Source organism: Streptomyces tateyamensis (genome assembly GCF_003205575.1).
Lineage (GTDB): Bacteria > Actinomycetota > Actinomycetes > Streptomycetales > Streptomycetaceae > Kitasatospora > Kitasatospora tateyamensis.
The window spans coordinates 46,923-61,778 of sequence record NZ_PYBW01000087.1 but is presented as its reverse complement, the minus strand read 5'-3'; the positions used below and the strand labels follow the sequence as shown (position 1 = coordinate 61,778).

The window sequence follows — 14,856 nt, the reverse complement described above, 5'->3', positions numbered from 1 at the left end:
TGACGCTCACCGAGGCCCGGCAGATGGTGCGCCCAGGGTCAAGCCTCGTGGGGGACGGACCGCCAACGGTCAACCGCGGGGCCCGCCGGGCTGGAAGTCGGCCAGGTAGCCGGGGAGTTCGCGGGTGGTGCCCGGGTGCGGCTGCGGGGCGCCGTACACGGTGCGGACCGGGACCAGGCCGGACCAGTGGGGGAGCTGTTCGTCGGCCGGATCGTCGTCCGCGCCGTCCTGGCGGATCTTGGCCGAGACCTCGTCCAGCACCAGCCGGATCACCGCGGTCTGGGCGAGCTCCTTGGTGTTGGCCGGGCGGCAGTCGGCGGCGCGACCCGGCACCGCCTGGTCGACCAGCGCGTCCAGCGCCACGGCCAGCTCGGCCGGGTCGGTGACCTGCTCGGCGAGGCCGTGGGCCACCACCGAGCGGAAGTTGACGGAGTGGTTGAAGGCGGACTTGGTCAGCACCAGGGCGTCCACCTGGGTCACCGTCACACAGACCGGCAGCCCGGCGGACCGGCCGGCCGTGCGCAGCGGGCGGCTGCCGGTGGAGCCGTGCAGGTAGAGCCGGTCGCCGACGCGGGCGTAGATGGTGGGCAGCACCACCGGGCGGCCCTGCTCGTCGGTGAAGCCGAGGTGGCAGAGCCAGGCCGAGTCCAGCACCGCGTGGATCTCGGCCCGCTCCCAGGTGGCCCGGTCCCGGTAGCGGGTAGGGGTGGTCCGCGGGGTGCGGGCGTAGCTCGCGGTCTCCGACATGGGTGCTCCCGACTGGCTATCCATTATGTACTAGTGCATAATCTTGTTTGTGCTAGGAGACTATCGGATCACCGGGGCCCGTGCCAGCGAGATCGCGGCCGACGTGGAGCAGGCGGTGGCGGCCGGCCGGCTGGAGCCCGGCGCGGCACTGCCGCCGCTGCGCGAACTGGCCGAAGAGCTCGGGGTCAACCCGAACACCGTGGCCGCCGCCTACCGGCTGCTGCGCGACCGCGGGGTGATCGAGACGGCCGGCCGCAAGGGCAGCCGGATCCGCCCGCGCCCGGTCACCAGCTACCGGGACAAGGTCCGCCCGGCCGTCCCGCCCGGCGTGCACGACCTGGCCGCCGGCGACCCCGACCCGCGCCTGCTGCCCCCGCTCGGCGCGGCCCTCGCGGCGGCCGGTGCGGCCGCCGACCGCGCGCCGGTGCTCTACGGCCACCCGGCCGCCGACCCCGAACTGCTCGCGCTGGCCGGAGCCGGCTTCGCCGCCGACGGGGTGCCGACCGGGGCGATGGCGGTCAGCAACGGCGCGCTGGACGCGATCGACCGGGTGCTCGCCGTCCGGCTGAGGGCCGGCGACCAGGTGGCGGTCGAGGACCCGGGCTGGGCCAGCCTGTTCGACCTGCTGCCGGCCCACGGGCTGCGCCCGGTGCCGGTGGCGGTGGACGAGTCCGGGCCGCTGCCGCACGCGGTGGCCGCGGCCTGCGCGGCCGGCGTGCGGGCGCTGATCCTCACCAACCGGGCCCAGAACCCCACCGGTGCCGCGCTCACCGCAGAGCGGGCCGCGCAGCTGCGCGCGGTGCTGGCCGAGCACCCCGCAGTGCTGCTGATCGAGGACGACCACGGGCACGGCATCACCGACCTGCCCTGCCACACCCTGGTCGGCCCGGGCGAGCCGCGGCACTGGGTGGTGATCCGCTCGGCCGCCAAGGCCTTCGGCCCGGACCTGCGGCTGGCGGTGCTGGCCGGCGACCCGGACACGGTGGACCGGCTGCTCGGCCGCCAGCGGCTGGACACCGGCTGGGTCAGCCACCTGCTGCAGCGCACCGCGGCCGAGCTGTGGCGCACCCTTGGTGCGGCGCCGCCCGGGGTGGTGGAGGCCTACGGGCAGCGGCGCTCGGCGCTGCTGGCGGAGCTGGCCCGGCACGGCATCCACGGCTGGGGGCGCAGCGGGCTGAACGTGTGGGTGCCGGTGCCGGAGGAGACGGCGGCCGTGGTCGGCCTGTTGCAGCGCGGCTGGGCGGTCAGCGCGGGCGCGGTGTTCCGGTTGCAGTCGCCGCCCGGGATCCGGATCACGGTGAGCCGGCTGGAGCCGGCCCAGGCGCCGCGGCTGGCGGCCGACCTGGCGGCGGTCCTCGGTACCCGGGGAGCGGACGCCCGGCGGATCTGAAGAATCTTCGGTTCGCCCGCGTCCTTACCGGCGGTAAGCGGTGCCGGGCTTGGCAGCCGGCATTCGGCTACGCAGAGCATCGCAACTCGGCCGTGAAACTCATCGGTAACAGAGCGGGAACGGCGCCGTTCCCTACCTAGCGGTAACAACGCGGGCATGCCACATTCGTCGCGCCACCGGCCGGCGGCTCTCCCTCACCTCACGCGGCTCCTCCGCCCCACAGCAGGGGGAGCCCGACCGCAGGAGTTCCGTCGTGCTCGAAAGTTCGTCCAGCACCACGCGCATCCCCCGAACGAAGCGGTTCACCGCCGCCCTGCTCGCCCTCCCGCTCAGTGCCACCGGCCTGCTGGTGCTGGCCGCCCCCGCACACGCGACCAGCGGCCCGACCGCCAGCGTCAGCCTCGGCGACTCGTACATCTCCGGCGAGGCCGGTCGCTGGCAGGGCAACAGCGACACCGCCTCCGGCAGCCGGGCCGGCACCGACCGGTCCTGGACCGGCTCCGGCTACAACCCCGGTGCGGTCTACGGCTCGACCTACGCCAGCGGGTGCGACCGCTCGGACTCGGCCGAGGTCAGGAGCGCCACCGGGATCGCCGCCACCAGCATCAACCTGGCCTGCTCCGGTGCCACCACGGCCAACATCTTCCGCGCCGCGAACGGCGGCCAGGCCTACAAGGGCGAAGCCCCGCAGGCCGACCAGCTCGCCGCGGTGGCGGCCACGAACACGGTCAAGCTGATCACGCTGTCGATCGGCGGCAACGACCTCGGCTTCAGCGACGTGATCACCACCTGTGCCAAGGACTACCTGATCTGGTACTCCTACTGCCACGACGACCAGCAGGCGGCGATCGACAGCCGGATGCCGGCCGCGATGGCCGGGGTCGGCAAGTCGATCGACGAGATCCGTGCGGTGATGGCGGCCGACGGCTACAGCGCCGGCTCCTACCGCCTGGTGCTGCAGTCCTACCCCTCGCCGATCCCGCGCAGCTCGGAGAACCGCTACTCGGAGAGCGGCTGGGACCGGGCCGACAGCGGCGGCTGCCCGTTCTGGGACGCCGACTCGGACTGGGCCCGCGACTCGATGGTGCCGCAGATCTCCGACGCGCTGAGGCAGGTGGCCGCGGCCAAGGGCGTGGACTTCCTGGACCTGCGCGACTTCCTGCAGGGCCGCGAGGTCTGCTCCACCAGCACCCGACTGGCCGCCCCCGGCACCGCGCCCTCGGCGACCACCAGCGAGTGGGCCCGGTTCGTGGACACCGGCCTGTCAGCCAGCCAGGGCACCGTGCAGGAGTCGATGCACCCCGACTACTACGGCCAGTTGGCACTGGGCCGCTGCCTGAGCCTGATGTGGGCGGCATCGGCGGGCAACCACGCCTGCCGCAACACCCCGGGCCGGGACGCCTCGGGCGTGTACCTGAACTGACCGGCCGTCAGCTAGGCAGTCGGCGCCAACGCCGCCGCGCCCGCCCCTCGACCCCGGGGACGGGCGCGGCGGCGTTCGCCGGTGGGCTCAGTGCTTGGCCTGCAGCGCCTGGGCGTGCTCGCGCACCTGCTCCTTCGTCAGGTACGCGTCGGTGTACTCGAAGTCGCGCAGTCGGGCGGGCTGGCGGGCCAGGAACCCGGTGCGCACGAAGTCGTCGCCGGCCGTGGCGTTGATCAGCCAGTTGCAGCCCACCCGGAACTTCGCCACGTTGGTCCGCATCGCCATCAGGTGGTAGCCCCGGGCCACCAGTTGGGCCGGCACCCCGGTCATCTCCACGCCGACCGGCTTGGAGACCGCGTCCTTGCCGCCCAGGTCCACCACCAGGCCGAGGTCCTTGTGGTAGTACGGCTGGAGCGGCTGGTTGCGCAGCGCCGCGACCAGGTTGTCGGCCACCTTCTTGCCCTGACGGGCCGAGTGCTGGGCGGTGGGCGGGCAGACCGCGCCGTCGCCCTTGGCCAGGTCGGGCACCGCGGCCGCGTCGCCGAGCGCGAAGACGCCCTCGAACTGCGGCACCCGCATCTCCGCGGTGACCGCGATCCGCCCGCGCACCGTCTCCGCGTCCAGGGTGGAGATCAGCGGGCTGGCCGCCACGCCGGCGGTCCAGATCAGGGTGCGGGACGGGATCACCCGGCCGTCGGTGAAGGTGACGGCGTGTTCGTCCACCGCCTTGACCGAGACGCCGAGCGAGACCTCCACGCCGCGCTCGCGCAGCACCTTCAGCGCCCGGGCGCCCAGGTGGTCGCCGAGTTCGGGCATCAGCTTGGGCGCGATGTCGATCAGGTGCCACTTGATCAGGCGCGGGTCCAGCCGCGGGTAGCGGTCCAGCGCCGCGGTGGTCAGGCGCTGCAGGCAGGCGGCGGTCTCGGTGCCGGCGTAGCCGCCGCCGACCACCACGAACTGCAGCCGCTCGGCGCGCTCGTTCTGGTCCAGGGTGGTGGAGGCCAGGTCGAGTTGGGCGATCACGTGGTCGCGGATGTAGGTGGCCTCGGCCAGCGTCTTCATGCCGCGGGCGTGGTCGGTCAGGCCGGGGATGTCGAAGGTGCGGGTCACACTGCCCGGGGCGAGCACCAGATAGTCGTACGGCTCCACGATCTCCTGGTCGGTGATCTTGCGGATGATCGCCACCTTGGCCCGCGGGTCGATGCCGATCGCGCCGCCCGGGATGACGTCGGTGCGGCGCAGCGAGCGCCGCAGCGAGACCGCCACCGACTGCGGGGTGAGCACCCCGGCGGCCACGTGCGGCAGCAGCGGCAGGTAGAGCTGGTAGCTGAACGGGGCGACCAGGCTGATCTGGGCCTCCGTGGCGGCCAGCTTGCGCTCCAGCCGACGGGCGCACTCCAGCCCGGCGAAGCCGCCGCCGATCACCAGGATCCGAGGACGTTCCATGACTGTTCCTTCGCTGGACGAGCCTGCGCTGCCGGCGCGGCGCCAGGGCGGACGGGGTGCCAACTCTCCGTCACCCTCGCATGCGGCACGGGGCCGCGCCACCGCAACCCGGCGGATGGGTAGGGTTGGCGCGTGCTTCGTGAAGTGACGGCCGTGCGCTACGTGACCCCGCTACGTGAGGGCGGCTCGATGCCCGGCCTGGTGGCCGCTGACGACGGGCGGCTCTACGCCCTCAAGTGGAGCGGTGCCGCCCAGGGGCGAAAGGCGCTGGTGGCCGAGGTGCTGGCCGGGGAGCTGGGCCGCGGGCTCGGACTGCCGGTGCCGGAGCTGGTGCGCCTGTGGCTGGACCCGGTGTTGGCGCGCAGCGAGCCCGAGCAGCAGATCCAGGAGCAGATGCGGGCCAGCGGCGGGCTCAACATCGGGCTGGCCTTCGAGAGCGGGGCGCTCAACTTCGACCCGCTCTGCTTCGAGGTGGACGCCGAGCTGGCCGCCCGGGTGCTCTGGTTCGACGCGCTGATCAACAACGTCGACCGGTCCTGGCGCAACCCCAACCTGCTGGTGGTGGGCGGTGCGCTGCGGCTGATCGACCACGGGGCGAGCCTGGTCTTCCACCACCACTGGCCCGGGGCCGCCGGCTGGGTCCGGCGCCACTACGACGCGGGGGACCACGCGCTGGCCCGGTTCGCGCTGCCGACGGCGCAGGTGGACGAGGAACTGGCGGCGCTGGCCGGGCCGCAGCTGGCCGCGGCCGCGGCGGCGGTGCCGGACGAGTTCCTGGTGGACGAACCGGGGTTCGCCGACCCCGACGAGGTGCGGGCGGCGTACGTCGCCCAGCTGACGGCGCGGCTGGTCGGACCGCGGGAGTGGCTGCCGGTACCGGAGGTGACGGCGTGACGGATGTGACGGACATGTCGGAGCAGCAGGAGCTGCGGGAGTACGAGTACGCGGTGGTGCGGGCGGTGCCGCGGGTGGAGCGGGGCGAGTGCGTCAACCTCGGCGTGCTGCTCTACTGCCGCTGGCAGGACCGGCTGGTGGTGCGCACCCTGCTGCCCGAGGCGAAGCTGCTGGCGCTGGACCCGGCGGTGGACCTGGCCGGGGTGGCCCGGGCGCTGCGCGGGATCGAGGCGGTCGCGGCCGGCGGCGAGGCGGCCGGCCCGGCGGCGAAGGACTCCCCGGGTCAGCGGTTCCGCTGGCTCACCGCCCCGCGCAGCGCCGTGGTCCAGCCCGGCCCGGTCCACACCGGGCTGACCGCGGATCCGGCGGGCGAGTTGGCCCGGCTGTTCGCGCAGTTGGTCGCGTAGCCGGTCGAACCGCTCGTCCACCGGGGCAGCTCGTTCAACGGGTCAAACCTGGAGTTAATAAAGCTTTTATGCGTAATCTGATCCCATGGCTCCCATGACGACCGCCGGCCCCGAGATCACCACCGCCGACCTGATGGACGCGGTGGCAGCGGTCAGCGCCGCCTTCTTCGTCGACTTCGCGGGGGCGGCGGCGCGGCACGGGCTGAGCTCCTCGCAGGCCAAGGCGCTCGGGGTGGTCACCGATGCGGTCCCGATGCGGGCGCTGGCCGGCCGGCTGGGCTGCGACGCGTCCAACGTGACCGGGATCGTGGACCGGCTGGAGGCCCTCGGCTTCGCCGGCCGTGAGGCGGCCGCCACCGACCGCCGGGTCAAGATCGTCACCATCACCGAGACCGGCCGTGCGGTGCTCCAGCAGATCCGCGCCGACATGGTCCGGGCGCACCGCGCACTGGACGCGCTGGACGCCGGGCAGCGGGCCGCACTGCTGGCCATGTGCGCCCAACTGCTGCCACTGCTCGAGGGCTGAGCGCGGCAGTGCGGGGGTGGGAGGACGACGTACTGGCCGCCTGGTGGTGCTGGCCGGTGCCCCGGTTGGTGGTGCTGGCCGGTGCCCCGGTTGGTGCTGCTGCCGGCGCTCGGCGGCGGCGTCACCACCCTGACCAAGGGGCCGCCGGCCCGGTAGGGCCTGCCTGCGGGCGGCGCTGACCTCGACTGTTAGGCTTGCGAAGCGTGAGCGCGAAGCCCTTGATCCCCAATGTCCTGGCCGCCCGGTACGCCTCGGCCACCCTGGCCCAGCTGTGGTCCCCCGAGCACAAGGTGGTCCTCGAGCGCCACCTGTGGCTGGCGGTGCTGAAGGCCCAGCGCGACCTCGGCATCGAGGTCCCGGCCACCGCCGTCGCCGACTACGAGCGGGTGGTGGACCAGGTGGACCTGGCCTCCATCGCCAACCGCGAGCGGGTCACCCGGCACGACGTCAAGGCGCGGATCGAGGAGTTCAGCGAGCTCGCCGGCCACGAGCAGATCCACAAGGGCATGACGTCCCGGGACCTGACCGAGAACGTCGAGCAGCTGCAGGTGCGCCAGTCGCTGGAGCACGTCCGCGACCGCACCGTCGCGGTGCTGGTGCGCCTGGGCCGGCTGGCCGCCGACCACTCCGAACTGGTGATGGCCGGCCGCTCGCACAACGTGGCCGCGCAGGCCACCACCCTCGGCAAGCGCTTCGCCAGCATCGCCGACGAGCTGCTGGTCGCCTTCGCCCGGCTGGAGGAGCTGATCGCCCGTTACCCGCTGCGCGGGATCAAGGGCCCGGTCGGCACCGCCCAGGACATGCTCGACCTGCTCGGCGGGGACGCCGGCAAGCTCGCCGAGCTGGAGCAGCGGGTGGCCGGCCACCTCGGCTTCGAGAACGTCTTCACCAGCGTCGGCCAGGTCTACCCCCGCTCGCTGGACTTCGAGGTGCTCACCGCCCTGGTGCAGCTGGCCGCGGCCCCCTCCAGCCTGGCCAAGACGATCCGCCTGATGGCCGGTCACGAGCTGGTGACCGAGGGCTTCAAGGAGGGCCAGGTCGGCTCCTCGGCGATGCCGCACAAGATGAACACCCGGTCCTGCGAGCGGGTCAACGGCCTCGCGGTGATCCTGCGCGGCTACGCCTCGATGACCGGCGAGCTGGCCGGCGACCAGTGGAACGAGGGCGACGTCTCCTGCTCGGTGGTGCGCCGGGTCGCGCTGCCGGACGCGTTCTTCGCCTTCGACGGCCTGCTGGAGACCTTCCTGACCGTGCTCGATGAGTTCGGCGCGTTCCCGGCCGTGATCGAGGCCGAGCTGGACCGCTACCTGCCGTTCCTGGCCACCACCAAGGTGCTGATGGGCGCGGTGCGGGCCGGGGTGGGCCGCGAGGTCGGCCACGAGGTGATCAAGGAGCACGCGGTCGCCTCGGCGCTCGCCATGCGGGCCGGCGCCCGGGAGAACGAGCTGCTGGACCGGCTGGCCGCCGACGAGCGGATCCCGCTGGACCGGGCCGCGCTGGACGCGCTGCTGGCCGACCGGCTCTCCTTCACCGGCGCGGCCGGCGCCCAGGTGGCCGCGCTGGTCGAGCGGATCGGCGAGGTCGCGGCCCGGTACCCGGCGGCGGCCAAGTACGCCCCCGGGGACATCCTGTAACGAGCAGCACCGGCCGGTGACGGCGGGTCAGGCGGCGGACTCCGGGCTGCGGTGCCCGGGGTCCACCGGGGGCGCGGTCGAGCCGCAGTACCAGGTCACGTCCGGCTCGGCCGCGGCCGCGGCCGGCGGCGCGGTGCGCCCGGGGACCGCGACCAGCGCCAGCAGGCCGGCCGCCACCAGCGCCCCGGCGCAGATCAGCACCGCGCTGCGGAAGGCGGCGTCCACCGAGCTCGCCACCCGGTACTGCTCGCCGCTCAGCCCGGTCAGCAGCGGCAGCGCGGCCACCGCGAGCAGGCCGGCCGCCCGGGCGGCGGCGTTGTTGACCCCGCTGGCGATGCCGGCCCGGCGCACCTCCACCGCCGCCAGCACGGTCGCGGTCAGCGGCGCCACCAGCGCGGTCAGCCCGACGCCGAAGACCACCGCGGCGGGCAGCACGTCCGTCCAGTAGGAGGCCTGCGGGCCGATCCGCAGCATCAGCAGCACTCCGGCGGCCGCCACCAGCGGACCCAGCGTCAGCGGCAGCCGCGGCCCGATCCGGGTGGCCAGCCGCCCCGCCCGGGCCGAGAAGAGCAGCATCAGCAGGGTCACCGGCGCGAAGGCCACCCCGGCGACCAGCGGGGTGAAGCCCGCCACCGTCTGCAACTGGACCTGAAGGTAGAAGAAGATCCCGCCGAGCGCCCCGTAGATGCCGAGGGTGGCCAGGTTGACCACGGTGAACAGCCGCGAGGAGAAGAGCCCGAGCGGCAGCATCGGCTCCGGGGTGCGCCGCTCCACCAGCAGGAAGGCGATCCCGAACAGCACCCCGGCCAGGGCCGAGACGGCGACCGCGGGGGAGAAGCCCTCGGCCGCCTCGGTCAGCGCGTAGGTCACCCCGCCCAGCGCGAGGGCGGCCAGCACCGCGCCCGGCACGTCGAACCGGCCGGTGGCCTCCTCGTCACGGCTCTCCGGGACGTGGCGCAGCGTCAGGAACACCACGGCGGCGGCCACCGGCAGGTTGAGCACGAAGATCCACCGCCAGCCGGGACCGCTGACCAGCCAGCCGCCCAGGAACGGGCCGACCGCGGTGGCCACCCCGCCCAGGCCGGACCAGGCACCCACGGCGCCGGAGCGGTCGTCGGGATGGAAGGCGGCCTGCAGCAGGGCCAGCGAGCCCGGGGTGAGCAGCGCGCCGCCGATGCCCTGCAGCGCCCGGGCCGCGATCAGCACCCCGATGCTGGGGGCCAGCGCGCACAGCGCCGAGGCGAGGGCGAACCAGCAGATCCCGATCACGAAGACCCGGCGCCGCCCGTAGTGGTCGCCCAGCGAGCCGCCGAGCAGGATCAGCCCGGCCAGCGTGAGCAGGTAGGCGTTGACCGTCCACTGCAGGGCGGCGAGCGAGGCACCCAGGTCGGCGCCGATGTGCGGCAGCGCCACGTTGACCACGGTGCCGTCGAGCATCGCCATGCCCGAGCCGAGGGCGGCGGCCAGCACCACCCAGCGGCCCTGGGCGCTCTTCAGCCTGATCCCGTTCTCCATGGCTCGATCCTGCTCGCTCCGGGCGGCGGGCGCAGCCGCTTGCACCCGATCACGTCACAGAACGTCCGGTTCCCGAGGGGGTGCACTCCGGTGGCGTGCAGTCAACTGCCGGGTCAGGGTGGGGAGCGGACCACCTCCTCCCGCAGTCAGGTGAGATCGATGACGATGCCCTCGGCCTTCGGGGCCGGCGAGCTGCCCCCAGCCTTCGGCTGGGGGCACCCCTACGGTGACCTCTTCAGCCGGTTCTTCGGTACGAGTCCGCTCTCCTCGCCCCCGGCGGTGCAGCGGGTCCCGATCGGGCGACTGCTCAGCGACTCGGCCCGGGAGCTGATCGAGGCCGCCGCCCAGCGAGCCGCCGAGGACGGCAGCACCGACCTGGACACCGATCACCTGCTGTGGGCCGCCACCCAGGTGGAGTCCTCGCGGCGGATGCTGGAGCGGGCCGGGGTCGACCCGGACGAACTGGCCGCCGACCTGCGCGAGGCGCTGCCGACCTGGGCCGACGGGCTCACCGAGGAGCCCTCGCTCACCCCCGCCGCCAAGCGGGTGCTGCTGGCCGCGCACGCCCGCTCGCAGGCGGCCGGCTCCTCCTACATCGGGCCCGAGCACCTGCTGGGCGCGCTGCTCGAGCAGGAGCGCTCCGGCGCCGGGCAGGCGCTGCGCTCGGTGGCGCCGAACCAGGAGGCACTGCGCAAGGTGGTGGACGGCCACGGCACCGGCGGGGACCGCAGCTCCACCGGCGAGCACCCCAGCCAGACGCCGACCCTGGACGAGTACGGCCACGACCTGACGGTGGCGGCGCGGGCGGGCAAGCTGGACCCGGTGGTCGGGCGGGCCGAGGAGATCGAGCAGACGGTGGAGATCCTCTCCCGCCGGACCAAGAACAACCCGGTGCTGATCGGCGAGCCCGGGGTCGGCAAGACCGCGATCGTGGAGGGTCTGGCGCAGCGGATCGTCTCCGGAGACGTGCCGCGGACCCTGAAGGACCGCCGGGTGGTCACCCTGGACCTGACCGGCCTGGTGGCCGGCTCCAAGTACCGCGGCGAGTTCGAGGAGCGGCTCAAGAAGGTCATCGACGAGGTGGTCGAGGCCGAGCAGAGCGTGATCCTGTTCCTGGACGAACTGCACACCGTGGTCGGCGCCGGTGGCGGCGAGGGCTCGATGGACGCCGGCAACATCCTCAAGCCGGCCCTGGCCCGCGGCGAGCTGAGCGTGGTCGGCGCCACCACCCTGGACGAGTACCGCAGGCACGTGGAGAAGGACGCCGCGCTGGAGCGCCGGTTCCAGCCGGTGCTGGTGCCCGAGCCGACCGTCGACGAGACGGTGCAGATCCTGCAGGGTCTGCGGGACCGCTACGAGGCGCACCACCAGGTCCGGTTCACCGACCAGGCGCTGGACGCCGCAGCCGCCCTGTCCGACCGCTACGTCAGCGACCGGTTCCTGCCCGACAAGGCGATCGACCTGCTGGACCAGGCCGGCGCCCGGGTCCGGCTGCGCTCGCTGGGGTCCGGTACCGAGGGCCAGGCGGTCAAGGACCGGATCGCCAGGCTGCGCCGGGAGCTCGACGAGGCGGTGGCGGACGAGGACTTCGGGCGCGCCGCCGAGCTCAAGCCGCAACTGCGCCAGGCCGAGGACGAGCTGGCCGAGGTGGCCGAGCAGCGTGAGGGCGTGGTGAGGGTGACCGCCGACGACATCGCCGAGGTGCTCTCCCGGCGCACCGGCATCCCGGTCGCCCAGCTCACCGAGACCGAGCGGGACCGGCTGCTGAAGCTGGAGGAGACGCTGCACCAGAAGGTGATCGGCCAGGACGAGGCGGTGGTCGCGGTCGCCCAGGCGGTGCGCCGCGGCCGGGCCGGGATGGGCGACCCGGACCGCCCGACCGGTTCCTTCCTCTTCCTCGGCCCGACCGGCGTGGGCAAGACCGAGCTGGCCAAGGCGCTGGCCGAGCTGCTGTTCGGCGACCCGGACCGGATGATCCGGTTCGACATGAGCGAGTTCCAGGAGAAGCACACCGTCTCCCGCCTGGTCGGCTCGCCGCCCGGCTACGTCGGCTACGACGAGGCCGGCCAGCTGACCGAGGCGGTGCGCCGCAAGCCGTACAGCGTGCTGCTCTTCGACGAGGTGGAGAAGGCCCACCCGGACGTCTTCAACCTGCTGCTCCAGGTGCTGGACGACGGGCGGCTGACGGACGCCCAGGGCCGCACGGTGGACTTCCGCAACACCGTGGTGATCATGACCAGCAACATCGGCTCGCGCCGGATCCTGGACCACCGGGGCGACGTGGACGCCATCCGCAGCGACCTGATGAAGGAGCTGGGCCAGCAGTTCCGGCCCGAGTTCCTCAACCGGATCGACGAGGTGATCGTCTTCCACGCGCTGACCCGGGCCGACCTGGTAAGGATCGTGGACCTGCTGCTGGCCCGCAGCCGGCGACGGCTCAAGGCGCAGGGCGTGGACCTGGAGGTCACCGGGGCGGCCAAGGAGTGGCTGGCCAACAAGGGCTACCAGCCCGAGTTCGGCGCCCGGCCGCTGCGCCGCACCATCCAGTCCGAGCTGGACAACCGGGTGGCCAATCTGCTGCTGGAGGGCACCGTGCAGGCCGGTGACACCGTGCTGGCCGACGTCTCGGACGGCCAGCTGGTCTGCACCCTGGCCCGCCCGGCCGCGGCCGCCGCTGACGGTGCGGCAGCTGCCGACGCCGGGACGGAGGCCTGAGATGGCGGGCAACGAGCGTCGCATCGTGGTCGGCGTGGACGGCTCCGACCCGGCGGCCGCCGCGCTGCGCTGGGCGCTGACCCAGGCCGCGGCCACCGGGGCCGGGGTGGTCGAGGCGGTCAACGTCTGGGAGCTGCCCGGCTACTACACGCTGGCCGTGGGCGTGCTGCCGCCGCCGACGGAGGGCCTGGAGCCGGAGCAGTTGGCGGGCAGGATCCTGGCCGAGGCGGTCGCGCGCGAGACGGCCGGGGGAGGGGCGTCCGACGCGTCGGGTGTCGAGGTCCGCCGGCTGGTGCTGCCCGGACCGGCCGCGGCCGCGCTGCTGCGCCAGGCCGAGGGCGCCGAGCTGCTGGTGGTCGGCAGCCGCGGGCTGGGCGGCTTCACCGGGGTGCTGCTCGGCTCGGTGAGCCGGCACGTGGTGGAGCACGCGCCCTGCCCGGTGGTAGTGGTCCGGGCACCGCGGCAGGACACCTGACGGAGCGTCGAGCCCGATGACCGCGCTGAACGACAGTCAGGGCGCCGTACCGCAGCTGGACCAGGCGGAGGCGCTGGCCGCCAACGGGCTCGGCTGCTTCGAGTGGGACACCGTCACCGGCCGCTTCACGCTGGACGCCAGCGGCCTGGCGGTGTTCGACCTGGAGCCCGAGGAGTACGAGGGGTTCGCCGCCGGGCTCAACCGGCGGATCCCGGTGGAGGAGCAGATCCGGCTGCACAAGCTGGTCGAGGCGATCAAGACCGGCCGGGCCGAGTCGTACAGCAGCTACTTCCGGATCAAGCTGCGCGACGGCACGATGCGCTGGACCCACTGCCAGGGGCAGCTGGCCCATGACTCGCAGTGGCCCGAGCGGCCGGGCACCCGGGTGGTCGGCGTGGTCCGGGACGCCACCCACGAGCTCTCGCACTCCGCGCTGCGGCTGATGGCCGAGGACGACCGGCAGCGCCAGGAGTCGGCTCTGCGCGAGGTGGCCGACGCGCTCGGCGAGGCGCTCACCGTGGACGACGTGGTCACCGTGCTCACCGGCGACCAGAGCATGCGCCGGCTCGGCGCGCAGGGGATCACCCTGGGCGTGGTCGACCAGGGCCGGATCCGGCTGGTCGGCGCGGTCGGCCGGGTCAACATCAAGGTGCGCGAGCTGCGCCGGGCCCGGTTGACCGAGCCGTGGCCGATGAACGACGTGGTGCGCTCCGGCGAGCCCGCCTTCTTCACCTCGCTGGCCGGCTTCCTGCGCCGCTACCCCGACCTGGCCGACCAGCTGATCGACACCAAGGCCACCGCGGGCGCCTTCCTGCCGCTGATCGCCCAGGGGCGCCCGATCGGCGCGCTGGCCCTGGTGTACGAGGGCCGGCGCGCCTTCAGCAGCGAGGACCGGACCCTGCTGACCACGCTGGCCAGCGCGATCGCCCAGTCGCTGCAGCGGGCCATGCTGGTCGACCAGTCCCGGGAGATCGCGGCCGGCCTGCAGAGCGCGATGCTGCCGCGCCGGCTGCCGCTGCTGCGCGGCGGATCGTTGGCCGTGCGCTACCGCACCGCCCGGGTCGGCACCTGGATCGGCGGCGACTGGTACGACGCGGTGCCGCTCTCCGAGGGCGCGGTGGCGGTGGCGATCGGCGACGTGCAGGGGCACGACACCGAGGCGGCCGCGGTGATGGGCCAGCTGCGGATCGCGATGACCGCCTACGCCGCCGAGGGCCACCAGTGCTCGGCGGTGCTGGAGCGCGCCTCGGCCTTCCTGGCCGAACTACATGCCGACCGGTTCGCCACCTGCCTGTACGCCCGGGTGGACCTGACCGGCGGCGAGGTCAGCCTGGCCAACGCCGGCCACCTGCCACCGCTGCTGCGGCTGCCCGACGGCCGGGTGGAGCGCATCGCGCTGCCCCCCGGCCTGCCGCTGGGCCTGCCGTCCGACTGGGACCCGGACGGCTACCCGGCGGCCGGCTTCCACCTGCCGCGCGGTGCCACCATGCTGCTGTACACCGACGGGCTGGTCGAGCGGCCCGGTGAGGACCTGGACCTCGGCCTGGACCGGCTGGCCGAGGTGCTGCGGACCGGCCCGGCGCAGCTCCCGGCGCTGGCCGACCACGTCCGCGACACCCTGGGCAGCCGGCTGGAGGCCGAGGACGACGCGGCGCTGCTGCTGCTCCACCGCGACTGAGCGCCG

The 14,856-nt window shown here is 73.9% G+C and carries 12 protein-coding genes; 9 read left to right on the top strand and 3 right to left on the bottom strand.

Features of this window, described 5'->3' with window-relative positions; genetic code table 11:
* Positions 1-69: 69 nt before the first annotated feature.
* Positions 70-747, bottom strand: coding sequence for a pyridoxamine 5'-phosphate oxidase family protein (locus C7C46_RS23535; RefSeq protein ID WP_110671889.1), 678 nt, complete (start codon positions 745-747; stop codon positions 70-72).
* 49 nt (positions 748-796) lie between these two features.
* Between C7C46_RS23535 and C7C46_RS23530 the strand changes: the two genes are divergently transcribed.
* Positions 797-2,137 carry an aminotransferase class I/II-fold pyridoxal phosphate-dependent enzyme gene (locus C7C46_RS23530; RefSeq protein ID WP_110671888.1) on the top strand — a complete coding sequence of 447 codons (1,341 nt, stop codon included), beginning with the start codon at positions 797-799 and terminating at the stop codon, positions 2,135-2,137.
* A gap of 253 nt (positions 2,138-2,390) precedes the next feature.
* The gene (locus C7C46_RS23525; RefSeq protein WP_245984757.1) at positions 2,391-3,560 is read left to right on the top strand and encodes a GDSL-type esterase/lipase family protein; all 1,170 of its coding nucleotides are present in this window, start codon (positions 2,391-2,393) and stop codon (positions 3,558-3,560) included.
* Positions 3,561-3,647: 87 nt separating this feature from the next.
* On the opposite strand, the gene C7C46_RS23520 is transcribed toward C7C46_RS23525, so the two are convergent.
* Complete coding sequence (locus C7C46_RS23520; protein ID WP_110671887.1) at positions 3,648-5,006, bottom strand: NAD(P)/FAD-dependent oxidoreductase; 1,359 nt, start codon at positions 5,004-5,006, stop codon at positions 3,648-3,650.
* Between the two features lie 132 nt (positions 5,007-5,138).
* On the opposite strand from C7C46_RS23520, the gene C7C46_RS23515 reads away from it, so the two are divergent.
* From C7C46_RS23515 to purB, 4 genes are all read left to right on the top strand, one after another.
* Positions 5,139-5,900 carry a HipA family kinase gene (locus tag C7C46_RS23515; RefSeq protein ID WP_110671886.1) on the top strand — a complete coding sequence of 254 codons (762 nt, stop codon included), beginning with the start codon at positions 5,139-5,141 and terminating at the stop codon, positions 5,898-5,900.
* Positions 5,901-5,914: 14 nt separating this feature from the next.
* Positions 5,915-6,307, top strand: a complete 393-nt coding sequence (locus C7C46_RS23510; protein ID WP_110671885.1) for a DUF3037 domain-containing protein — start codon at positions 5,915-5,917, stop codon at positions 6,305-6,307.
* 85 nt (positions 6,308-6,392) lie between these two features.
* Entirely contained in the window at positions 6,393-6,833 is a 441-nt protein-coding gene (locus C7C46_RS23505; protein WP_245984751.1) for a MarR family winged helix-turn-helix transcriptional regulator, read from the top strand.
* 194 nt (positions 6,834-7,027) lie between these two features.
* Entirely contained in the window at positions 7,028-8,467 is a 1,440-nt protein-coding gene (gene purB, locus C7C46_RS23500) for an adenylosuccinate lyase (RefSeq protein ID WP_110671884.1), read from the top strand.
* A gap of 27 nt (positions 8,468-8,494) precedes the next feature.
* Here purB and C7C46_RS23495 read toward each other — a convergent pair whose 3' ends face one another.
* Positions 8,495-9,982 carry an MFS transporter gene (locus C7C46_RS23495; protein WP_110671883.1) on the bottom strand — a complete coding sequence of 496 codons (1,488 nt, stop codon included), beginning with the start codon at positions 9,980-9,982 and terminating at the stop codon, positions 8,495-8,497.
* A 159-nt stretch (positions 9,983-10,141) separates the two neighbouring features.
* On the opposite strand from C7C46_RS23495, the gene C7C46_RS23490 reads away from it, so the two are divergent.
* From C7C46_RS23490 to C7C46_RS23480, 3 genes are read left to right on the top strand one after another with little or no spacing between them, the layout of a single operon-like run.
* On the top strand, positions 10,142-12,697 hold the full coding sequence (locus tag C7C46_RS23490) for an ATP-dependent Clp protease ATP-binding subunit (protein WP_110671882.1): 2,556 nt from the start codon (positions 10,142-10,144) through the stop codon (positions 12,695-12,697).
* 1 nt (position 12,698) lies between these two features.
* A complete protein-coding gene (locus tag C7C46_RS23485; RefSeq protein ID WP_110671881.1) occupies positions 12,699-13,172 on the top strand; it encodes a universal stress protein in 474 nt (157 codons plus the stop codon).
* A 16-nt stretch (positions 13,173-13,188) separates the two neighbouring features.
* A complete protein-coding gene (locus C7C46_RS23480; RefSeq protein WP_110671880.1) occupies positions 13,189-14,850 on the top strand; it encodes a SpoIIE family protein phosphatase in 1,662 nt (553 codons plus the stop codon).
* Positions 14,851-14,856: the final 6 nt, after the last annotated feature.